The following is a 20,328-nucleotide window of genomic DNA, read 5'->3' as shown; positions in this document are numbered from 1 at the left end:
AAGGAGGTCACCGTGAGCGCAGCCGTGGATCCGGTGCCGAAGCCGATCGGGCTGGTCGACAGTCTTTTGTGGGTTCCGGCGATTCTGGTTGCCCTGCTGTGGTGGGGCGCGGTCACCCGCTTCGGCTGGTCGCTGTATACGGCGGCGTGTGTGGTCGTGGCGGTTCCGGTGGTGTGGGCGGCGTGGATTGATCTGCGCACCCGGACCTTGCCGCCGCGGCTGACCACCACCGGCATAGCTGCTGCTGTGGTCGGCGTGCTGGCCGCGGGGGTGAGTGAGCCCGGTCCTGCGGTGCGGGCGATGCTTGCCGGTGCCGTCGGTTTCGCGGTGCTGTCGGTGGTCGGGGGAGCGCTCCAGCCCTACGCGTTCGGCGACGTGCTTCTGGCGACCCCGCTGGTGATGCTGGTCGGGTTCTGGGGCTGGTCGCCGGTGCTGGGGTTGCTGTTGGTGGCCTCGGTGGTGGCGTTGCCGGTGACGGTGGTGGCGATGATTCAGGCTCGCCGATGGAGTGTGGCTTTGCCGTTCGGGCCGTCGATGGTGGTGGCCGCGGTCATCGTGCTCGCGGCCGTCTGACAGGGCGGAGGTGTGGTGATGGATAGGAGAGTGACGATGGTGCGGCTGGCGGTCGTGCTGGCCATCACTGTGGCGGCGTGCACCAGCAATCGGACAGACCTCCCGGCTCTGAACGGTCCGGTGCTGACCGGTCCGCCGGGGGTTGCGAAGTCTCCCGAGCAGCAGGCCACCGAGGGCGCGACCGCGGCGATCACCCACTACTACGAGGTGCTGTCGCGGGTGCTGACCGGGGCGGGGGATCCCGGGGAGCTGGCGTCGGTGGCGGCGCCCCCATATCTGGACCAGTTGCAGCGCGAGGTCGGGGACGTGAAGGGTCCGGATGCCACCATCGCAGGCACGGTTCGCGCGGGTGCGGTGTCACCGGTGAAGGTGGTCGCCCCGCAGGACGAGAACAAGGCACCGATACCCGGGGAGGCGCAGGCAGAGATGCGGGTGTGCGAAGACCGGTCCGGCCTGAAGGTCACCGGGAAGCCGACCGACGCGGCCGTGACTTCGTCGCGGCTGCGCCGGTTCTTCCTCGTCGATGCCGGGTGGCCGGCCCCGCAGAGCCAGTGGGTGATCCAACGCCAGTACGCGATGCCCAACACCGCGTGCGACAAGCCCTACTAGTTGTGCCCTCTCATGAGGTTGGTGCCATGTGCGCTAGCCAACATCCGAGATCGACAAGGAGTTGGACATGGAGTCGGACGAGAAGGAACAAGCCGAACTGGCCGCCGCGATGGCTGCGCGGGACGCGGGCTTCGACGCTGCCGCAGGTGCCCTCGCCGGGTACGTAACAGTGGAGTTGATCGAGTCGGTCGGAGGTCGCGGCGTGATGTGGCTGCCGGTCGGCGACCCTGCGGACCCGATCGAGCCCACTCCGGACCATGCGGAGCGGGCTGGGCGGCGTCACCCTTGCCGTCCTCGCGCTATCGGCAGGGCAATAGCCGAGCTGCGTGTACTGGGCAGCCAGACAACGGTGCGCGCCACAGTCGCCGACGAGCAGGGGGCAGACTTCTATCTCGCCATCGCCAAAGTTCCCAGTGGCTACGTCCTGAACGAGATCACCCCGGCTACGACACCCGGTGAGGCAGCTCGCGGCCACCGCAGCCACCCGGACGTGGATGCGGCATTCGGCGTGGTCGCCGCCCATGTCGTGGAACCAACCTCATGAGGCATCACAACTAGCGGACGAGGAGTGCTCGCCGTGGACGCCTGGACAACGAGCGGATGGCGACGCCGGCTGACCGGCGCCGGGTATCTGCTGCTGCTGGTGGCAGTGGTCGTCGGCGTACCCGCTGCGCTGTGGGCGCTGCGCGGCAGCCCGCTGCCGTCGAGTCTGCCGAGCCTGGACCAGATCCGCGCCGCGGTCTTGAAGCCCGACACCGACGGCACCCTGTTCGTTGCCACGGCGGTGTGGGCCGGATGGCTGGCATGGGCATGGTTCACCATGTCACTGGTCCTCGAGCTGGTAGGCATCGCGCGCGGGGTACCGGTGCCGACCGTGCGCGGCCTGCGGGTATCCCGCCGCGCGGCGGCGGGGCTGCTCGGCGGCGCGCTGATGCTGGCGCCAGCAGCCGCGATCGCGGAACCGGCCAGCCCTCCCGCTGCCCCACTCGCCGCGACCGCCCCGCAGACCCCCGGACAAACTGTGCCCCTGACGACATTCAATTACCGTGTGCGCCAAGGCGATACGTTGTGGCACCTGGCCGGAGTATTCCTGGGCGACCCGCGTTGCTGGCCCGTCATCGTCGACCACAATCCCAGGCTGGCGGCCGCACCGGATGAGCTGGCGGTCGATCGAGCGCTGGTCATGCCTACCGACCGGCTCGACGAAAACAACATCTACACCGTGCAGGACGGCGACTCGCTGTGGCTGATCGCGGAAATCCTGCTCGGCGACGGATCCCGTTGCCACGAAATCACCGACGAGTCGGGCGCCCGACTCACCTCCGACATCATCTACCCCGGGCAGCGGGTCCACGTCCCAGTCGACTCGGCCCTTGGCCACGCCACCGCACCAGCGCCGGCACCCGCACCGGCCCCGGCCCCTGCTGAACTGCCCGCGGAGGCCGATGCGCCTGCTCCGGCGCCGCCGCCGCCTGCCGCGCCGGGAGTTCCCGACAACATCCCGGTGCTGCCGCCCGGGTTCGAACTGCCCCCACCGGGCCAGACCAGCGCCGCCACTCCGGCACCGACTCAGGAACCGGCACCAGCGGCGTCTCCGCCCCCGCCCGCCGCCGCGGGGCCGTCCACCGCGCCTTCGGCCTCCACCGACACCGCCCCTGACCCGACCGAGTCCACATCGACAACGGTGGCCGCCCCCGACGCTGACGCCGACGTCGACCAGGGTCCGTCGCAGCGGGTCATCGTCGGCATCTCCGCCGTCGCGGCCACCGCCCTGCTGGGCTGGCTGATGTTCCGCCGCCGCCAGCAACAGCACCGGCGCCGTCGCGGCGAACGCATCGCCTTACCGGAAGGATCGGCCGCCTCAGCGGAATCGGCGCTGCACATGGCCGCCGACCCCGAAGCATTGCTACACGTCGACACGGCCCTGCGGCACATCGCCGCCCACTGTCGCACCACCCGCCAGCAGCTGCCTGCCCTGCTGGGCGCGTTCCTGTCCTCCGACAGCCTCGAACTCGCACTGCTCGGTGAGGTCGACCTGCCTACGCCGTGGATCCGCAACGGCGACGGACTGTGGACCCTGCCGGCCTCCGAAACGGTGCACCCGCCAGAAACGGCCGTCAGCCCCTATCCGGCACTCGCGCACCTGGGGACATTCACCGACACGGGCGCCGCAGTACTGGTCAACCTGGAACAGATAGGTCATCTCGGCATCCGCGCCACCGACCCCGCGACCGCAACCGGGGTGTTGCGATCGCTGGCAGTGTTCCTGGCGCTGTCGCCGATTGCCGATCACCTCGACCTCGTGCTCGTCGGTGATGGTCGCGAACTGCCCGAGGTCACTGGCGGTGATCGAGTCAGCTACAGCGACGACGCCGACGCGACGCTCGAGCGGCTGGCTCGCCAGGCCGGCGCCGTCGCCGGGACGCTGGCGGGGGAGACCCTCGACTCGATGGCTGCGGCACGCGTCACCTACAGCGACTCCGACATGACCGCACCCACCATCGTGCTGGTCGCGCAGCCGCTCACCGGCCGTCAGCGCGAGCAACTGGCGACGATCATGGCCCACCGGCCGCGGGTCGCGTTCGCCGTGGTCTCACCCGCCGACCAGTCACCCGCGAACTGGACCCTGCAGGTCGACGGCGACCAGGCCGTCCTGCGCGAAAGCGTGGAGGACGGCGGATTCGGGTTCACTCCAACGGTTCTCGCCGAGAGTGACTATCGCGACATCCTCCAGATCCTCGCCACCACGCAGGCGCCAGCCACCCCGGCCACTCCCGCCGCCGACGGCGCCGCGGCCGCGGTCGACAAGGCGATCGAGGACGCGGAATCGATCGCCACCATCACCCAGCCCGCCACCGCCCCGGCCGCGGAACCCCAACCGGCAGACGACAAACGGGGACTGCAGATCGTCCCGGCCGCCGAGCCACGGCACGGACACATCTGGATCCACCTGCTCGGCAAGCCTCGCGTCACGCCCCTGTCGGGAGCCGAGCCACCAACCGGTCGCGGTGCCTTGTTGACCGAGCTGGCCGCGCTGCTGGTTACACGCCCCGGACTGAAGTACGGCGAGATCGACACCTTGATGTGGCCGCACGACACCTACACCAAAACTGCCAAACAACTCGCCGATCGGCGGCAGACCTCCTTCCAGCGGCTGCGGAAGTGGCTGGGGGAGACCAGTACCGGTGAACTGGCTTTCCCCAAACACGGCGACCGCACCGGGAACACCGGCTATCGGCTGCACGACGAGGTCCTGTGCGACTGGCTGGTGTTCCAGGACCTGCTCCGCGCCGGGGCCGCGACCGTCTCCACCGACGACCTGATCGCTGCCACCGACCTCGTCACCGGGCAACCGTTCGCCCACACGCCCCCGCAACGCTACGGGTGGGCCACCTACCTGCAGCAGGACATGATCAGCGCGGTCGCTGACGCACTCGAAGAGCTCGCGGCCCGCCACATCCAAGACGGCCACCTCGACGCCGCCGGCGAGGTCGCGGCGAAAGGACTGCTCGTTGACGGTGCCCGGGAGGGGCTGTGGCGGCTGGCCATCATCGCCGCTCACGGCCAGGACACCGCTCGCGCGCAGCGGCTGGTCAACGAAATGATCGCCTACCTCGACGACCTCGACCTCGACAGCTTCGAACCCGAAACCGAAGAACTGCTGCGCCACCTGGCCCAGTACCGCGACCAGAACGGGCGGGCGCCTTACCAGATCGGGCTGGCCAGTTGACAAGCGCGCCGTTCAGGGAACTGTGTGACAGCACCTCGTGCCTCCGCTCGGTGCCGATCTTGGCCCACGCCTCCGCAACCGTCTGCACCATCTCGGGTTTGATCTGGTACGTCAAATCCCGGATCTGTTCCAAGGTCAGATGCTCGAAATCGTCGGCGCCGCTGAGGCGTTTGGGGTCGACAACGGTATTCACCTGCCCGGCAAGGGCATTGATGCGGCGCTGCAACGTCATCTGATCGGCATCCCAGTCCTGCGTGCGCTCGGGCGCCACCATCGTCGCGTACACGCCGTTGCGCATCCGCGTCCAGCTGGGCCCGCAGATACTCCCCACTGCTCTGGTCCAGATAGCTCGACGGCGGGGTCGGCGCCGTCATATCTGGCCCCCCACCTGATTAACGGCGTGCGCGCCCTGCTGATCGGCCTCGGTGTACGCGGCGGCGGCCTTGCGCAAGGTGTCCTGAATCGCTTTCGCCTCGGCGGCAAGTTCGGTCAACCGCTGTTTGATCGATTCGGCGCCGCCGCCCTTCTCGGTGAACTTGGCGGCCAGCTCGACACCGATCCGGAAACCACCGAAACCGTCGACATGTGTCACTTGGCCGACCACCACTTGCAGGGCATCGATGGCATCGAGGTAGTCCTGCACATGCTTGACCGCGGCGTCCAGACCCTCGCGGTTCACCCGCAGCTTCAGGTTGCCCGCGGCAACCTCGTCCGAGAGTTGCCGCCACACAGCCAGTTCCGACACGATCGGCCCCCTTTCACTTCCCGGCGGGAAGGTCCTTCGCCAGCACACCCGCAATTCGGGTCGCCTCGGCGCACGAATCACCCGGGGTATCCGCGCTCGCTTTCGCGTCGACCTCGAACTGCACCGGACCGCTGGATGTATCGACGGCGACATTGCACACCTGCGGGTCAATCGCCGACGGGAGTAGCACAGCGGCGCGGTCGCCCACCGTCACCGGCCGGGGATCACGAAACAACCTCGTGTTGTGCACGACCTCATCGAAGGTGTGCGCGTTGGTAGAGAACACATTCAGCGAATACCAACTGTCACTGAGCCACCCGCACACGTCCCACCCGGGAAACTTCGTCCCATACGTGCCCGTATCCGCCACCTTTCTAGCCGGGTTCAACCCCGCCGCCGCAATGTCGGCATCAGGCAGGGAACACGGATTCCACGAGGTATTCGAGACCGGGGCCGACGACGCGGACGCCGCGCTGGTGGGGGTGGTCCCGGTGCTGTCGGCGCCGGGATGTGACCCTCCGGAGCAGCCAGCCGCCACGGCGCCAGCGGCGAACACAACAGCAGCAACCCGCGCGGCCCGCCGAATCCCGGTTCGTTGCACAGGTTCCTGCCGCATACCCTCTCCGTCCCGATCGCCCTTGCCGGGGTTGCCATTTGGGCGCCCCCACATGGTGGGACCATACTAGGGCTTGATCAGCTACGTACGGGTCGTGCTGCGCGGCCGCGCTCGGGGTCGGGTGTACCGGCTACCCCCGTGCCGCCACTCCCAAGGGCCACAGCCCCAGGGGCCCCCTCGAATCACTTCACCTTCTGAAGCGCCTCCTGAAGCGCCTCCCGAACCGCGCCCGGAATCTCCGCCGCCGCTTCCAATGCCAATCGCCGCGCCTGGTGCGTGCTTTCGATCTGTTCCCGGTGTCCTTGCTCCAACGTCCGCACCAGGCGGCACAACTCCGGTTCCCCCAGTTCGGTCAACCGGTCCGCCACCAGGCCGTAGCCTGCCAGCATCGCCTGACCAGCGCTCAACCCGTCCATCGGCGCACCCATTCCAACAACCTCCCGCACGGTCTGTTTCTCATTCGACCCGTCGACCCTAGATGCCGCCACCGACAGGTAGCCCACCGGATGCCCAGGCAACTCCCCACGGCGCCGGGACGGTCGAGGCCTTCGCCGCCAGGCCGCGGTCGGCGCCACCGATCGCCGCAGGTCGATCCGCACATGCAGACACGAAAGCGGCGGGCACTCGCCCGCCGCTGATATCTGCCACACTGTCGCCCGCGGCTATTCGTCGGGGGTGTCGATCCGGATGTCGGCCGGGGTGGTCCATTCGATCGCACGCCCTGCGGCGGCCACCACCTGGCGATGCTTGCCGCCCTCGTGTGGCAGCCGATCGCACAACAACCGCCGCTCCACCCCATCGCGAGTGTGCTGCGCGGGGACATGCACCCGCGCCTACACAAGCACAGCGCCCCGGCCAGTGGCGAGAAGTGGCCTTCGAACTGGATTGACGTGAAGAAATGAAAGGTTCTGGCACATGGATGAACAGACCGGCGGCGGTTATCCGACCCCGCCGTGCGTACTGCCACGACGCCCGGATGGAACACTGGATTTCCGGGAGTCGATCTATAGGCAGACCGGGCGATCGTCGTTCCAGACCGGGGGCTCAGAGGACCTCGACGACGAACCGGTCTTCTTCGTCGTCCCACAATGGGGCACAGACGACTGTTGGGCGCTCATCGTCAGGTTCGACGACAGGAAGATCGCCGAAGGGCGTTTCACCGGGGCTGACGCTCTGGCTAGAGCGTTCGCCGCGGCCAACACCATCCACGACCGCTTCCACGCCCGCCACCACCGATCGGGCACCCTCGCCCATTACAGCGGGCTCATGGCCTGCAAGCACCTCGGCACCATGCCTGAAGGCGACCTGGAAATCTGCGACCACTGCCACCGCATCGTCAACGGCTTCCAGTACACGATCTGAAATCCGGGTGCTGTGCGTGCATCCGAGCGGAGGCAGCCATGCAAGACGCACTATCATTCAGGTTGTCACACAGTGGGAGGGGCGATGATTCGGCCGAAGTTCACGCAACCACCGATCGACACGGCTCAGCCGATCGAAAATGTGCGACCACATCTGCAGTCCCGCGAGGTCGTGGTCGAGTTGGAGTGCGAGGCTAGAACTTCGATCCGGTGGTGTCACGGGCCTGCGAGGGCACAATCGCCGGCCCGCAGGCCCGTGAGCATGGGCACGGTTGGTCAGACCGTGCATCGGGTGACATCCAAGGCCGCTTCGCCGTGTAGTTCCGTTGAAGCGGCACTGCTCCATTCCCTCATGTAGGTAGGGAGTGCAGCCATAGTGGGCGCATACTCACGGTGTACTCACGCACACGCACACCATCGGCGCGAACAGGAGTGGGAGGCATGGCGGCGCCACGAATCCAAGGCCCGATAGAGGAACCCGCGGCCGAAGTAGCGCAAGACAACCCCTTCGCGTTGGAGCTGCGTAGGTGGCGTGATGTGCGAAGTCTCTCGCGAGGGGCGTTGGCTCGGAAGCTTGGATACTCGCGGCCGTACGTATCCAAAATTCTGTCCGGGACAGAGAAGCCGTCCCGGGAGTTCGCGACGTGCGCCGACACGGTGCTACAGGCGGGAGGTGCCCTGCGCGCAGCGTTTGCCGAGTTCGTCGCTGCCCGACCCCCCGCGAAACGCCCGTCCGTTCCGGCCGAGCCCCTGGAGCCAATCGAGCTCACGCGTTCGTTGGTGGTCGATCACGACGACGCGAGGTTGTCCTACGACGGGCAAACCTATCGCCTTACTCAGCGCCGGCATCTGGTCAACGGCGGCACCGAACCAATCACCCGCTATTTGATCCGCATCTCGGTGGATCGCTATCCCGGAGACCCGGAGCGTTCCAATGCGCTCTATCAAGAAAATCCATTGACATGGGAAGAGATTGATCTACACGCTTGGTACGGGCTAGGTCGCGCCGAGCCAATGGACTGGACTCCGCACCACGATCGAGACGCTTTCAAAGAGGTTTGGTTACTGTTCTCCGACGGTACCCGTCATTACCCGCTGTACCCCGGTCAGACATGCTGGATCGAGTACGAGTACGAAGTATCGGATGTTCACTGGGGCAACTGGTTCCAGAGAGCTGTGCGGCTGCCGACTAAGCAGCTGTCGGTACAATTGGATTTCCCCGCCAATCTGCAACCGGCGGTATGGGGGCTTCAAACATCCATGACTGCGGAAGCCCTGCCCTTTCACACGCCGATCCAGCATCACGTCGAAGAGGGGCGCGACGTGTACTCGTGGTCCACCGACAACCCGCCCCTGCACGCTCGCTACCGCTTGGAGTGGGATTTCCGCGGCCGTAGTGACGACACCGACGATCGCACACCTCCGAGCCGGATCATGGCCGGCCTGGGCATTCTGCAAGAAGGCGATCCACTGCTGCGCCAGAGTGCACGACGTTTCGACTTGCCTACCGAGGCCGAGGATGCCCGCCGGGTTGTCGCTGAACTGAACTCTGCGGCCGAGCGAGTCGCCCAAGCGCATGTGTTCTCGAAAGGGATGGGAATCGCAGCTCCACAAATCGGCATCAGTCGGGCTGCGGCGATTGTCCGCACACCAGATGGCGACACCATCACCCTGTTCAACCCTCGAATTGTCGAGACAAGTGCCGCCGAGGACGAGCAATTCGAGGGATGTTTGTCGTTCTTCGACCTACGAGGCAAAGTGCCACGTCCACTCGCCATCCATGTCGAGCACGAGGACATAGACGGCAACACGCATATCACAGTGTTCGAGCGAGGTGTCGCGCGCCTGGTTGCCCACGAGATCGACCATCTACACGGATGCCTGTATCTCGACCGGATGCGACCAGGAGTAGAACCAATTTCTGTCGAGCAGTACCGCGGCACCGGAAAGAACTGGAGCTACTGAGCACGTACTTCATTCGCACACGGCAAAGACGCCGTTCTCCATGCGTGCATGTATTTCAAGCGCAGGTCTTAACCGTCCCGATGGAGCCTGCGCCGGCGCGATGTCAACAAGCATCCGCTTCGTGCACTACCCGCGCCACTGGTGTCATGCAAACACTGTTGACACCACTCCAGTCCTGCTGTCATCATCTTTTGCATGACAACTGTTGCTGTTCTCCGCGGGACTGTGGAGGAGATGCTCGGCAATCGGGAAGACGTCGGAGTCCACATCACGGTGACCCAGCTGGATACGGCTGTCGTGGAGTTGACCCGGATGAGTCACTGCACGTGTGACGGTTGCGACCAACCGCTGAACCTCGACCGTCCTGGACCGGTCGATTGGATCGATGAACGAACCGGCGCCATCCAAGGCGGCTATTCCCATCAGCACGGTTGCGGCGAATGGAATGCCCCCGAAGCAACCAGCCACGAATTCGACCTGGACCCCGACGAAGAAGACCACGAAGAGGTGCAGCGCGTGCTTCGGCGGCTGATCGACGACCTGGACCAAGCAGTGAACGATGACGTTGCGCGCCGGATCGAGATCATCCGCCGTGCCCTACGAGTACAACTGCGCGAGGCCCTGGACGCCCTCGAGGCTGGCGCCGATCCCGCCGAGGTGGAGACAGGCAGCGACGTCGAGCCCGGTGTCTGCCGCGAAGGCGATGTCTGGATGGCGTGGAACTACCCGCCCCTGGCCCGGTACGACGGTGACTGCGTCACCGTCGGCGTCGCCGAATTGACCGGGGGAGAGACTAAGTGAGCAGCGCCGAGGTGGAACAGCAGATCTACGACTCGCTGGACGAACGGGTCGTCGGCGCCTTGGAAGCGTTGGGGTGGCTGGACCTGGCCGACCTGGCTCGCCAGAGGCTCGACAAGACGGTTCCCATGCTTGCCGCGCAACTGACGCAGGACGACGATGACCAATTGGCCGCGCAAACTGTGAACGATCTCGCGGGCGTTGCCTGGGATGCCGACCCGGAACCCGAGTGGTGGCGCACACCCGTCGGCCGTCTCGTCGCCCGTTCGGTGGGACGCGAGGACAGCGAAGCAGTCACCCATCACGTCGCCGCCGCGATGCTCGGCGTCACCCGCGGCACCATCGCCCAGCTGGTACACCGAGGCACCCTCGATCGGCACCCGGACGGCGGCGTCACACGGGCCAGCGTCCTGAACCGGCTTGTCCGGAAGAAGTGACGAGAGCTGCACCTCCAAGCAGTTGAGAAATAATGCGAAACGCAGTATCGTGTCATGTGTCGAGCATGTAGGCGAGATTGACCATCTTGTCCACCGAAACTTGGAGCTGGAACGGGCTGGCGCGGGGGTACTTCCACGGATCGGATCCCGGCATCCCGACCGAATATCGCTGGCGAGCGCGGCTCGTCAGCGGCGACCATGGCACCTATCGATCTGAACGAGGAGCAGGCATCGTGACCGACATCGAGGACTTGGTGATCCGCCGGACGCTGCGACTCCCCGCGCCCGAAGGGACTCCGGGCGCGGGTGCGGTCGCCGCGCGTCAGTTCGATGCGGCGCTGATGTCGGTCGGGTTCAAGCTGTCCGATTCGTTGTTCACGCATCTGTCGACGCTGTCGGAGGGCACGGTGATCGACACCGCGGTGCGGGTGCTGGCGATCGTGCGGCGCATGGTCGGCGATCACGTCCAGCACAACGTGTATTTCCGTGACTTCCCGCGCAATGTGCCCGACACCGTCGAGTTCTGGACCGAGTGCGTGCTGGAGGCGCTGGCGGATCCGTTGGCGGCGGCTCAGATCGGCGGCGATGTGCTGCTGGGGTCGCTGAATCTGCTGAGCCTGCCGAAGTACGGCCGCTACCAGCACAGCTACACCGAAATGCTCGCCGCGCACGCGGGATTCATCGCTGGTGCCGGCGACCGGGTGACGGTGCTGCATGCCGGCGACACGCTCGGAGTCGAGGCGTCGCGCCTCTACCGTGCGATGGCCGCCGCGACGACGCCGGGCAATGACGACGACCGCGAGGCACTGTTGCTGCTGGCGCGTGCGTGCGCGTTCGACGAGGATCAGCCCACCGAGATCCCGGTCCGGGAGAATCGTGCGCTGATCAACCAGGTGCGCGTGACGATGGGCGCACCCGCGCTGCTGGGCACGGTGACCGACGTGCTGCGGCTGGCCTGCGTGCTCTGCGGCGGTGACGTGACCCTGGCGCAGCCGACCCGGTTCCGGGCGCTCGGCCGCCGCCTCCGTCGTGCGCTGCTGTCCGGCCTGGACGGGGTGGTTCGCGGCAATCCGGCTGTGCTCGGTGATGTGAGCCAGTATCGGGAGCAGTGGAAGCGGCTGGGGGAGCGGTTGCATCCGCACGAGTATCCGCAGTATCCGCATGCGGCACAGGTTTTCGCGGTCGCTCGCGGCCAGCAGCATGCCCAGTCGTTCGCCGGCAGGGTCGAGGAACTGGTCAACGGCCGCCGGACGGTCGACGCCGCCAAGCTTTTGCAGTCGGCGCCGGGCCAGTTGTTCCGGGCGGCGGACAGGCTGCTCCGCCACAGCGCGACACGCGACGACCAGGGCACGATCGTCGACATCATCGCGGCCAATGCCGCCAGCGTCTCGGGGCGGGTGCTGCTGTCGCTGCGCGAACACCTCGACAACCGCGGCGGCGCGACGCGCCGGGTGTTCGTCAACCAGCTCGCCCGCGGCCACATCACCGACGACACCCGGGCACCGATCCCGGACGTCATCCTCGACCAGTTGAAGGCCGCGCTGGACGACGAGATCCGCCGTCGGCTGGCGACGACTCCTTCACGGTGGGTGATCGATTCCGGCATGCTGGATGTGGCGCTGCCGCTGACCGGCAAGGCTGTCGCTGGCGGGTTCGGTGCGTTGCCCCGCGGGTCGGTGTCGACCGTGGAGGGGCAGCTGCTGCGGTTCTTCGTGTACTGGCGGCAGCGGGAACACCGCACCGACTTCGACCTGTCGGCGCTGATGCTCGACGACGCATTCCAGATGCCGATCTGGCTGTCGTACACCAGCCTCACCGCTGCCGGTGGCCGACACTCCGGAGACATCACCGAGGCCCCGCACGGGGCGTCGGAATTCATCGACCTCGACCTGTCGAAGATCGCCGCCGACATCGTGATCCCGCAGGTGAACATCTACTCGGGAGAAGGGTTCGACGAGGTCGCGGAGTCGTTCTTCGGGTTCATGCTCCGCGAATCGGACCAGGAGGGCACGCCGTTCGAGCCGCGGACCGTGCGTATGAAGTCCGAACTGCGTGGCGCCGGGCGGGTCGCATTGCCAATGGCGTTTGTCCGCCCCACCGATCGGCGTTGGCGGGCAGTGTGGCTGCACCTGCACCTGTCCGGGCATCCGAACTTCAACCGGGTCGAGAACAATCGGGCCACCGCCACCGAGCTGGTGCGTTCCCTCCTGGACCACCGGTATCTCACGATCGGTTATCTCGCGGACCTGATGGATGCCGAAATCGGCAGCCCGGCCGGGGAGCAGCCCGTCACCTATATCGGGCTCGAAGATCCCGGCGAGCTGCCCGACGGATCGGTGGTCATCACGCCCGTAAACCTCGGTGAACTGATCCCCAGCTGACGGGTATACTCGTCGCCGGTGAGGCCATGAGGACGCTTCCTTCTAACCACTTCTGATGCTTCAGCGTTCCCGCTTTCCTCACCGCCGTTGGCCCGGATTAGTCTTCCTGCTACGCACAAACAGCGTCGTGCCGTAGGTCCCGTCAACCACGATAAAACCCTTGTCCGACAAAGTCTGTCGCCGACGGCTACCGTAGTTGGCTCACTGCTCGCCCTCTTCCCGTTCCCGTAGCCGTCGGTCGGCCCGCTCGAAAAGCTCCCGGGCACGCCGCTCGGCCGCGGCCCGCTCCTCGGCAGTCGGTCCGTCCCCGTCGCCGCCGCGCTGCGACCGGGCTTCCTCGGCCAGGTATTGGGCTTCCCGCTCGGCCTCGATCTCCAGGTAGTGGGCAGCTTCCGCGGCTCGCTGCTCGGCGGCCTCGGCCGGGTGGGTGCGCTCCCATGCGGCCTGGGCACGCGCGGTCTCGGTGAACAGCCGGGACCAGCAGGCTTTCTCGACCCATGCCGAGAGGTCTGCCCCGGCCGCCTGCTGCACTTGCGCGAACAGGGCGTCGTTCATGGTGATGGTTGCGGTCGCCATGCCAGGACACGATAGGAGCGTGCGGCATCGTCTGGGAACGTTTATGTACGGGGCTGCACTCAATGAAGAATGGCCGAATGCCCGAACTGTGGATCCCGACAGTAGACAACGACTGGCTGCGCTCGGATCGGATCGTGGAGATCGGCACCCAGGTCATCGCCTCCGCCGCTCCCTCTCGCTCCCGCAAGCCTCATGACGTCCAGGTGGTCGTCACCCTGGCCGGACCGATCGGCGACTGGCACTGGAACGACAAGACGTGCACCGCCTGGTTCCAGCCGACCAAACGTGTTGTGGCGCAGTTCAAGACCGAGGCTGCCGCTGCGACCGTCGCGTCCAAGCTGGCACGCGCCATCCTCATCTACTCGCAGCTATACGGCGGCGTTGTCACGATCACCCCGGAAGGTGACATCGACGTCCACAGTCCGGAAGACGCCTTATCGACTCCCCAGCAGTCAGCCACCGGGGCCGGGAAATGAGTGTGGGCGCCCGCCGCGGGTGCCGCAGCCGGGAACGCCGCGGGGCACGAAATGCCGAGATCGATGCCACCAAATACTTCTGGGCTGCCGTGGTTGAGGACTTCGGCGACCGGAACGGTGATGTGCTGGTGCTGCTGGAACATTGGCCCGCCGACGTGGGCGCGTCGGCCGCGCTGCGATCGCCGGACTGACCAATGATCGATGCGATGAGTAGCAAACGATGACAGCCTCTCATCGAGGCGAGTTTGCTGGACAGCCGATCGATTTGCTGGACGACCGCGGCATCCCGCCGATCATCCCCGCCGGACTGGAAAATTGGTGAGATGTCACCGATTCCCATCTTGCGGAGCGAGCATCGCCGTAAGGACTTGCCGGCGGCTTGGGTTTCCACATTGTGCGAGGTGTGGGGTATCTGCGCCTACAGATACCCCACGGAAACAGGGACACGTTCAGTCCAACGGTGCCCGTCCTCGTGTCGCGCTCGCGCTTCTCCGCAAGGTGACAGCTGTAAGGATGCTGCCTCGCGGCCTCGGGGACCAGACCCTATTGATAAATAATCGGTAACCGAGTTCACCGTCGAACAAAACGGGACAGAACGAAACCCCGATGCTGTGGCCAGCGTGTTCCGGACGCATTGTCCACGGCGTATCCCACAACCGCACAATCGGCGGAAAAAGACCGGGCCAAGCTTCGGACAATCTGGTTACAACACACTATGTTCACCGGCGGCAACAACAGGGCACTATGAGTTGCCGTGTGGCTGCGGATGCCCGCCGAGGCGCCTACCTCGGATCCGCAACAACATGACCGTTCAGTCCAAAAGTCCGAAAAGTATAGATTGCGGGTGATTTACGTGGGGTCCCGTGTGTCCTCGGCGAAGAGCTGCCTGCCCGGATGGTGGTTCGTCAGCTACGTCTTCGTGTTCGCGATGTTCATCATCGTCGCGGGAGTGCTGATCTCCCACGACGTCGCTCCTATGGTCGCACTATCGATCCCGGTCGGTGCCAGCGCGGCCGCTATTGTCGCGCTGCGCTGGCTGTGCGTCATCGGGACGTCGATCCAGCCAGCACCTGCGGCCATGCCGCAGCGCAGCTGATCCGGCGGTGGGGAGGAAACGAAATCCGATCGAGGACCCCGGACCGATCGGAAACTTCGCGCGCCGGCTGCGTGCAAGGGTCGAGAAGGACTCCACGCTGACCTACCGGCAGTTGGCCAGCAGGGTCAACTACTCGCACTCCACCCTGGCCGCCGCGCTCAGCGGAAAGAGGTTCCCGACCTGGGAATCCGCGGCGGCGCTGCTCCGCGCCTGCGGCGCCGGCGAGGAGGAGATCGAGCAGTGGCACGACTACTGGCAGGACACGCGCCTGCGGCTCGCGGGTAAGGCGGCGGATCTGGTCCCTACTCCGCAGGGATGGGTCGTGGAGCCGGAGTTCGAGCCGGACAGCCCGGACCTGTCCGGATACGACGACTGGCGGCCGCGCCCTGAGTTTGTGGACACCTTCGACGAGTTGGCGTTCGAACTGCGGCGGTTCCGAGCCGCGGTCGGCAACCCGCCGCTTCGCGCTCTGTTGATGGACGTGGAGACGGCCCCGGGCCCGCAGGTATCCTCCTCGGCGACGACATTGTCGGAGATCTTCAACGGCAAACGGCGACCGAAGCTCGTCGTGTTCCGCAAGCTGCTGGTCGTGCTGCTGATCCGCTCGAACACCCTCCATGGCGTCAAGGAAATGGACCGATCCTGGAAATCGGAACACGAATGGGTGCAGGCGTGGAATCGCGCCGAATTCCACCGCATGCAGTCGCTGCGGCCCGCGGCCCGCGATCGGGAACAGCCCGCTCAGACCCGGGCCCCCAACACGGACGACCCGACGATCACAAGTCTCGCGGCGAACAGGCCGAAGGAGCTGATCGCGCTGCTGACGGGCATGAAACCGGCCGACGCCAGCAGGGTCATCACCGCATTACCGGAGACCAGTGTCACCGAGATACTCACCGCGATCCTCGAACACTTCCAGGCAAAGCCGCGGACCGCGATCGTGAAACGGCGACCAGCGTGAGGCGCGAGACGAAGAGGCGCATCGCGTTTGATCGGAGCTCCGTCGATGCACGGTGCGGCCTACGTTTCGATGCCAGCGCGGCCCGCTAGCTCGGCCAATCCCGGTGGCGGCTGGCGCCCGATGCGGAGCAGGTCACGGATGCAGGCATGCGCCAGGCGGTGGTGGCGAACCTGTTCGGGGGTAAGCCTTTCGGCCTCTTCCAGTGCCGACAGCGCCTGTGCAACGTTTCGCCGCTGTGCCCAGGCGCGTGCTACATCGATCAGCAGTCTGCCGCGCCGTTCAGCGGACAGAGTCGAGGCGTCAATCGCGCCGGCAATCCGGATGGCCTCGCCGGCGTCGCCGAGTTCGACCGCGACGGCGACGTTATGCAGTTGGACGTTCGTCGGGCCGAACTCGGTGTGGTAGTCGTTGCGATCTCCACCGAGTCGTGTGGCGACGGCTTGCGCGTCGTCGAGATGTCGCCGTGCGTCGGAGGCACGGTCGGTTCGGGCGGCGATGATGGCTTGCTGCAATGTCAGTGCCCCGTAGACACTCAATGCTTCCGGAACGCCTTCGGTGACGAGCCCTTCGAGTGCGGTTCTCGCTGTGGATGCAGTGTGGTCGGCTTGATCGAGTTGTTGCGCACCTTGGAACACGAGCGTCAGGCGGAACGCGCCTTCGCCCATGAGCAGGGGGTCCCTCGCACGCCCCGCGTTGGAGATGGCACGGTCGGCAGCCACCCACGCTGCATCGAACTGTTGCATTTTCGCCAATGCAGCAGCGCAGGCGTGGTAGCTGCGTGCCAAGATCGCGTAGACTTCTGGCCCACTCTGCTCCACCGTCGCAGCCGCTTCCAATTGCGGCAACAGCCTCTCCAACAGCGGCACGAGTTCGTCGTACCGTGACTCATGCGTCAACGTCCAGGCGCGGTCGGCATCGCGTCCCAGGGAGTCGAGGTTCGCGTGTCCCCGACTTCCGGTCAGCGCGCGCAGCGCGTAGTTCGCACTCAACAGCAGCCGCAACGGAATCGCGTCCGGCGGCACCTCTTCAGCCGCTACAGCCGGTGCAGTCGGTGCGAATTCTGCTAGCGGCACGTCCAGGACTTCGGCGATCCGCTCGAGGACGTCGAGCCGCGGGACTTTCCGAACGCCACGTTCGACCTGCGACAGCCATGCCTCCGACCGATTGATCAGTGGTGCGAGTTCCCTCTGCGACAACCCTTTTCGTGTCCGGAAGTGGGCGATCTTGCGACCCAGTTCGATGTCGTCAGTTTCCGGCATCGACTGGAAGTCCCTTGCTGTCGGCGCGGGGAGTGACGAACTCGACGCGGGTGTCGACGACGTATCGGTGCCGCTCCGACAAGAAGTGCAGCGTGTGGGGCTGTCGTTCGTGTGCGTCGAAGGCCTCGCGGTCGCGGTAGACCTCATAGAAGATGCGTGCGAGAGGTTCGCCGTCGACGTGGTGGGTGGCGTAGACGAGGGTGCCCGGTTCCTTCTCCTGGATGCCGCGGACAGTCTGTGCGACCAGTTGGTCGAACGCTTCGGCGCTCTCGCCGTCCTTTAGTTCGAACCGTACAACCAGTGCGTACATCGGCAATCTCCTTCGGCGGTCGCGTCACTGCCTTCGCCAGATCGTACGGTTCGCACACGATCAGCCCATACATCCAAACTAATATAAAAGTACTAGACAGGTACAAAAGTACGTCCTATGCTCGGTGAGCGTGGCAGAGACCACAGATGTCAGAACTACTAGGCACCTCACCGGCCGGTTCCGCTCCTCACGGGTCCCCTGCCACACCGACGCATCCAGCGCTTCCGTACTTCCAAAGGAGGACTACCGATGCTGGAGCAAGCCCACCCCGCCCTGATGGTGTGTTCGGCACCACCGCCTGGAGAATCATGGACACCCGAGGACGCCCACGCGGTCATGCAGGTGCACATCGAGCATCCGATCACCAGCTGCCCGGCCAAGCGGCACGCCAAATGGGTGCTCGTCCAAGCGAATCGGATGGTGCCTGCGGACATCCCCCACATCGGGAGCTGAACCCCATCGAACACCCCTGGCGCCCAGCCAGTTCCCGGACTTCGCCTGCGCGACAGCATGACCGGCTCGAAGCTGCGCTCGCCGGTCTGGTCGACACCACACTCGGTGAATTCATCTCCACAGATGTCCACCGATCCGCGGTCTGACCAACCGCGTTGTCACGCGTGTCCCGCAGCCCGTACCGCACCAGGGCTGCGGGACACGCGGCCATTCGAGTCGGGAATCTTCGCCTACCACGGGCGCGAGGTCTCCTGGAGTCACAAGGGCAACTCGTTGAGAAATAATGCGAAAAGCAGTATCGTGACGTGTGTCAACCATTGGCGAGATTAACCACCTCGACCTTTCGCTCCGAGCCAACAAGCCGTGTCCCAGTGGCATTGCCCACAGACGAAGCCGCTGGCTCGGCCAAGGAGAACATCATGTTCCACACCGCGGCTGCTGCGGCATCCTCGCGTGCCGGCCGTCATGTCGCTGAACGACCCGGGCGTCAGATGGCCGCCTCTCCGATCGAAACCCCGGCAACGGTCGGGGCCGATGAGTTCTCTCCGGAAATCAGCGCCGAATCCCAGCCTGCGCATCGTTGCGCCGAAACGTCCGGGGGCAGTGCGGATCCGGCGCTCACTGTGATCGCGGACGAGACCGCGGCGGCACTGGTCGGTCACGTGGCCGATGTGGTGTGCAGGACGCTGCTGCTCGTCGACGCCGCCTACGTTGCGCGCCTGCAGCAGGTGTGCGATGTGTCGGCCTATCTGCGCGACCGGCTCCTGCAATTGGAGGATGCACTCGCACCGGCGATCCGTGCGGACGTCACCATCGACCGCACGGTCGTCAGCAAGTGGCTGGACGGTCGCATATATACCGCGAAGTACGAGGCGGATCTGATCACCGCTGGCGCCGCCCCGTAAGCATCGTCCCGGCCACCGCGCCTGGCGGCCCCGCGGGGACTTCGCAGTCGGCACTGTCGGTACCCATCCGCATTCTGATAGCCGCGACGCAACCGAACTAACCACTACTTGCCAGGGGATTCACTGTGAACACCACTACCGGCGTCACCTATCCGCGTTTCGACGGCCCGCCGCCTCGCTCGTATGGCTACGTCCCGTACATCCCACCCCGTCCGGAGGAGCCAAGGCGCGCTGTCACCGCGAACGTCGTGGTCGGTGCGGTGGCGGCCACCGTGGCGGCGGGGTTCGCGGCCGGGTTCGTGCTCGGCTGGCGCGCGTCCTGGCGCTGGGGCTGTGAGAGGGGTAGGGCACTCGTGACCAGAATCGGCGGCGTCGCCGCCTCGCCCGGCAAGGGGCCCACCATCGCGGGTCGCGTGGCCGTTGTCATCGTGTGCGGGTCCGCGCGTCTCTGCACCAACCGAAAGACCAGCACACGGAGGTGAGCGTGATGATGGACTCAGTAGTCGCAAAGGTGCTGCGCCGCAAGCTCCGCCAACAGCCGGCGCTCGCGTCGTCGTTTCATCGGATGGTCGCCGCCGCCACTGCCGACACCCTCCGTGTCGAGCTGGAACGTGGCGGAGGTCGCGCGCTGAGTATCCGCCGCCCCTGGGCTCAGCTGATCGTCGACGGCCACAAGACCGTAGAAAACCGGCCCCGTCCGACTCGGCATCGCGGTCTGATTGTGATCCATGCAGGTCAGGCATGGGATCCGGACGGCGCCGACCTGGCCCGCGCCCTCGCTGTGGGCGAGGAGCATCTGCGCGCGCAGGCATGTCCCAGCGGATACCTGGGCGTCGCGCGGCTGGTCGACGCCCATCCCGCAGCAGGCTGCTGCGCACCCTGGGGCCGCTCCGGCGCGGACATGTGGCACTGGCGGTTCGCCGACCCGGTTCGCTTCCCCAAGGCGATCCCTGGCCGGGGACAGCTCGGCCTGTTCCGGATTCCGCCAACCGCACATGACGCGGTGATCGACCAGGTCTCGCAATGGGTCTCGCAAGCGGTGCTCCGCGATTTTGGACTGGAGGAAGGTCGATGAGC

General features: G+C 66.0%; 24 protein-coding genes and 1 pseudogene. 18 read left to right on the top strand and 7 right to left on the bottom strand.

Annotated features, from left to right (window positions below; all coding sequences use genetic code 11):
- Nucleotides 1–12 precede the first annotated feature (12 nt).
- From IU452_RS34500 to IU452_RS39060, 4 genes are all read left to right on the top strand, one after another.
- Nucleotides 13–573, top strand: a complete 561-nt coding sequence (locus IU452_RS34500) for a prepilin peptidase (protein WP_195113446.1) — start codon at nt 13–15, stop codon at nt 571–573.
- Between the two features lie 18 nt (nt 574–591).
- Nucleotides 592–1,182: a hypothetical protein gene (locus IU452_RS34495; protein WP_195113445.1), complete on the top strand. Its 591-nt coding sequence runs from the start codon at nt 592–594 to the stop codon at nt 1,180–1,182.
- Between the two features lie 67 nt (nt 1,183–1,249).
- Entirely contained in the window at nt 1,250–1,726 is a 477-nt protein-coding gene (locus tag IU452_RS34490) for a hypothetical protein (RefSeq protein ID WP_195113444.1), read from the top strand.
- Between the two features lie 33 nt (nt 1,727–1,759).
- The gene (locus IU452_RS39060; protein WP_195113443.1) at nt 1,760–4,912 is read left to right on the top strand and encodes a LysM peptidoglycan-binding domain-containing protein; all 3,153 of its coding nucleotides are present in this window, start codon (nt 1,760–1,762) and stop codon (nt 4,910–4,912) included.
- Between the two features lie 370 nt (nt 4,913–5,282).
- Here IU452_RS39060 and IU452_RS34480 read toward each other — a convergent pair whose 3' ends face one another.
- The 4 genes from IU452_RS34480 to IU452_RS34465 all read right to left on the bottom strand — a co-directional run bounded on the left by IU452_RS34480 (nt 5,283) and on the right by IU452_RS34465 (nt 7,100).
- Nucleotides 5,283–5,657 (bottom strand): hypothetical protein, encoded by a 375-nt coding sequence (locus tag IU452_RS34480; RefSeq protein ID WP_195113442.1) that lies wholly within the window; start codon nt 5,655–5,657, stop codon nt 5,283–5,285.
- A 13-nt stretch (nt 5,658–5,670) separates the two neighbouring features.
- Nucleotides 5,671–6,273 (bottom strand): DUF3558 family protein, encoded by a 603-nt coding sequence (locus IU452_RS34475; RefSeq protein WP_195113441.1) that lies wholly within the window; start codon nt 6,271–6,273, stop codon nt 5,671–5,673.
- A gap of 182 nt (nt 6,274–6,455) precedes the next feature.
- A complete protein-coding gene (locus IU452_RS34470; protein ID WP_195113440.1) occupies nt 6,456–6,701 on the bottom strand; it encodes a hypothetical protein in 246 nt (81 codons plus the stop codon).
- 234 nt (nt 6,702–6,935) lie between these two features.
- Complete coding sequence (locus tag IU452_RS34465) at nt 6,936–7,100, bottom strand: hypothetical protein (protein ID WP_195113439.1); 165 nt, start codon at nt 7,098–7,100, stop codon at nt 6,936–6,938.
- Between the two features lie 88 nt (nt 7,101–7,188).
- Here IU452_RS34465 and IU452_RS34460 point away from each other — a divergent pair, with 88 nt between their 5' ends.
- The 6 genes and pseudogenes from IU452_RS34460 to IU452_RS34440 all read left to right on the top strand — a co-directional run bounded on the left by IU452_RS34460 (nt 7,189) and on the right by IU452_RS34440 (nt 13,215).
- The gene (locus tag IU452_RS34460) at nt 7,189–7,635 is read left to right on the top strand and encodes a hypothetical protein (RefSeq protein ID WP_195113438.1); all 447 of its coding nucleotides are present in this window, start codon (nt 7,189–7,191) and stop codon (nt 7,633–7,635) included.
- Nucleotides 7,636–8,075: 440 nt separating this feature from the next.
- Nucleotides 8,076–8,315 (top strand): annotated as a pseudogene (locus tag IU452_RS39710) (helix-turn-helix domain-containing protein); the annotation flags it as partial.
- A 99-nt stretch (nt 8,316–8,414) separates the two neighbouring features.
- Nucleotides 8,415–9,599 (top strand): peptide deformylase, encoded by a 1,185-nt coding sequence (locus IU452_RS39365; protein WP_324192995.1) that lies wholly within the window; start codon nt 8,415–8,417, stop codon nt 9,597–9,599.
- 195 nt (nt 9,600–9,794) lie between these two features.
- Nucleotides 9,795–10,400 (top strand): hypothetical protein, encoded by a 606-nt coding sequence (locus IU452_RS34450; RefSeq protein WP_195113436.1) that lies wholly within the window; start codon nt 9,795–9,797, stop codon nt 10,398–10,400.
- Nucleotides 10,397–10,834, top strand: coding sequence for a hypothetical protein (locus IU452_RS34445; RefSeq protein WP_195113435.1), 438 nt, complete (start codon nt 10,397–10,399; stop codon nt 10,832–10,834). Before IU452_RS34450 ends, IU452_RS34445 begins: the two co-directional genes overlap by 4 nt.
- A gap of 233 nt (nt 10,835–11,067) precedes the next feature.
- Nucleotides 11,068–13,215, top strand: coding sequence for a TerD family protein (locus tag IU452_RS34440; protein WP_228819250.1), 2,148 nt, complete (start codon nt 11,068–11,070; stop codon nt 13,213–13,215).
- Between the two features lie 201 nt (nt 13,216–13,416).
- Here IU452_RS34440 and IU452_RS34435 read toward each other — a convergent pair whose 3' ends face one another.
- Nucleotides 13,417–13,791 carry a hypothetical protein gene (locus tag IU452_RS34435; protein ID WP_195113434.1) on the bottom strand — a complete coding sequence of 125 codons (375 nt, stop codon included), beginning with the start codon at nt 13,789–13,791 and terminating at the stop codon, nt 13,417–13,419.
- A gap of 77 nt (nt 13,792–13,868) precedes the next feature.
- Between IU452_RS34435 and IU452_RS34430 the strand changes: the two genes are divergently transcribed.
- The 4 genes from IU452_RS34430 (at nt 13,869) to IU452_RS34415 (ending at nt 16,324) form a co-directional block, all read left to right on the top strand.
- Complete coding sequence (locus tag IU452_RS34430; protein WP_195113433.1) at nt 13,869–14,267, top strand: hypothetical protein; 399 nt, start codon at nt 13,869–13,871, stop codon at nt 14,265–14,267.
- Nucleotides 14,264–14,458 (top strand): hypothetical protein, encoded by a 195-nt coding sequence (locus tag IU452_RS34425; protein WP_195113432.1) that lies wholly within the window; start codon nt 14,264–14,266, stop codon nt 14,456–14,458. Before IU452_RS34430 ends, IU452_RS34425 begins: the two co-directional genes overlap by 4 nt.
- A gap of 662 nt (nt 14,459–15,120) precedes the next feature.
- A complete protein-coding gene (locus IU452_RS34420) occupies nt 15,121–15,363 on the top strand; it encodes a hypothetical protein (RefSeq protein ID WP_195113431.1) in 243 nt (80 codons plus the stop codon).
- A gap of 7 nt (nt 15,364–15,370) precedes the next feature.
- A complete protein-coding gene (locus IU452_RS34415) occupies nt 15,371–16,324 on the top strand; it encodes a helix-turn-helix domain-containing protein (RefSeq protein WP_195113430.1) in 954 nt (317 codons plus the stop codon).
- Nucleotides 16,325–16,383: 59 nt separating this feature from the next.
- On the opposite strand, the gene IU452_RS34410 is transcribed toward IU452_RS34415, so the two are convergent.
- Together IU452_RS34410 and IU452_RS34405 are read right to left on the bottom strand one after the other, a co-directional pair.
- Nucleotides 16,384–17,583, bottom strand: a complete 1,200-nt coding sequence (locus IU452_RS34410) for a helix-turn-helix domain-containing protein (protein ID WP_195113429.1) — start codon at nt 17,581–17,583, stop codon at nt 16,384–16,386.
- On the bottom strand, nt 17,570–17,893 hold the full coding sequence (locus IU452_RS34405) for a putative quinol monooxygenase (RefSeq protein WP_195113428.1): 324 nt from the start codon (nt 17,891–17,893) through the stop codon (nt 17,570–17,572). The genes IU452_RS34410 and IU452_RS34405 overlap by 14 nt, the downstream gene beginning before the upstream one ends.
- 249 nt (nt 17,894–18,142) lie before the next feature.
- Between IU452_RS34405 and IU452_RS34400 the strand changes: the two genes are divergently transcribed.
- The 4 genes from IU452_RS34400 (at nt 18,143) to IU452_RS34385 (ending at nt 20,326) form a co-directional block, all read left to right on the top strand.
- Entirely contained in the window at nt 18,143–18,346 is a 204-nt protein-coding gene (locus tag IU452_RS34400) for a hypothetical protein (RefSeq protein WP_195113517.1), read from the top strand.
- A gap of 419 nt (nt 18,347–18,765) precedes the next feature.
- A complete protein-coding gene (locus IU452_RS34395; protein WP_195113427.1) occupies nt 18,766–19,251 on the top strand; it encodes a hypothetical protein in 486 nt (161 codons plus the stop codon).
- Between the two features lie 125 nt (nt 19,252–19,376).
- A complete protein-coding gene (locus IU452_RS34390) occupies nt 19,377–19,733 on the top strand; it encodes a hypothetical protein (RefSeq protein ID WP_195113426.1) in 357 nt (118 codons plus the stop codon).
- Nucleotides 19,730–20,326, top strand: coding sequence for an ASCH domain-containing protein (locus IU452_RS34385; protein WP_195113425.1), 597 nt, complete (start codon nt 19,730–19,732; stop codon nt 20,324–20,326). The genes IU452_RS34390 and IU452_RS34385 overlap by 4 nt, the downstream gene beginning before the upstream one ends.
- The last annotated feature ends 2 nt before the right edge of the window (nt 20,327–20,328 follow it).

This window comes from Nocardia transvalensis, assembly GCF_015477765.1.
Classification (GTDB): domain Bacteria; phylum Actinomycetota; class Actinomycetes; order Mycobacteriales; family Mycobacteriaceae; genus Nocardia; species Nocardia transvalensis_A.
The sequence above is the reverse complement of the archived record's forward strand: the minus strand, read 5'-3'. Positions and strand labels throughout refer to the sequence as shown.

Coding starts and splice junctions, on each gene's coding strand:
- IU452_RS34460 (WP_195113438.1), top strand. CDS start 7,189: ATGGATGAACAGACCGGCGGCGGTTATCCGACCCCGCCGTGCGTACTG.
- IU452_RS34430 (WP_195113433.1), top strand. CDS start 13,869: ATGCCCGAACTGTGGATCCCGACAGTAGACAACGACTGGCTGCGCTCG.
- IU452_RS34450 (WP_195113436.1), top strand. CDS start 9,795: ATGACAACTGTTGCTGTTCTCCGCGGGACTGTGGAGGAGATGCTCGGC.
- IU452_RS34495 (WP_195113445.1), top strand. CDS start 592: ATGGATAGGAGAGTGACGATGGTGCGGCTGGCGGTCGTGCTGGCCATC.
- IU452_RS34470 (WP_195113440.1), bottom strand. CDS start 6,701: ATGGGTGCGCCGATGGACGGGTTGAGCGCTGGTCAGGCGATGCTGGCA.
- IU452_RS34400 (WP_195113517.1), top strand. CDS start 18,143: ATGCTGGAGCAAGCCCACCCCGCCCTGATGGTGTGTTCGGCACCACCG.
- IU452_RS34395 (WP_195113427.1), top strand. CDS start 18,766: ATGTTCCACACCGCGGCTGCTGCGGCATCCTCGCGTGCCGGCCGTCAT.
- IU452_RS34475 (WP_195113441.1), bottom strand. CDS start 6,273: ATGCGGCAGGAACCTGTGCAACGAACCGGGATTCGGCGGGCCGCGCGG.
- IU452_RS34490 (WP_195113444.1), top strand. CDS start 1,250: ATGGAGTCGGACGAGAAGGAACAAGCCGAACTGGCCGCCGCGATGGCT.
- IU452_RS34410 (WP_195113429.1), bottom strand. CDS start 17,583: ATGCCGGAAACTGACGACATCGAACTGGGTCGCAAGATCGCCCACTTC.
- IU452_RS34435 (WP_195113434.1), bottom strand. CDS start 13,791: ATGGCGACCGCAACCATCACCATGAACGACGCCCTGTTCGCGCAAGTG.
- IU452_RS34425 (WP_195113432.1), top strand. CDS start 14,264: ATGAGTGTGGGCGCCCGCCGCGGGTGCCGCAGCCGGGAACGCCGCGGG.
- IU452_RS34405 (WP_195113428.1), bottom strand. CDS start 17,893: ATGTACGCACTGGTTGTACGGTTCGAACTAAAGGACGGCGAGAGCGCC.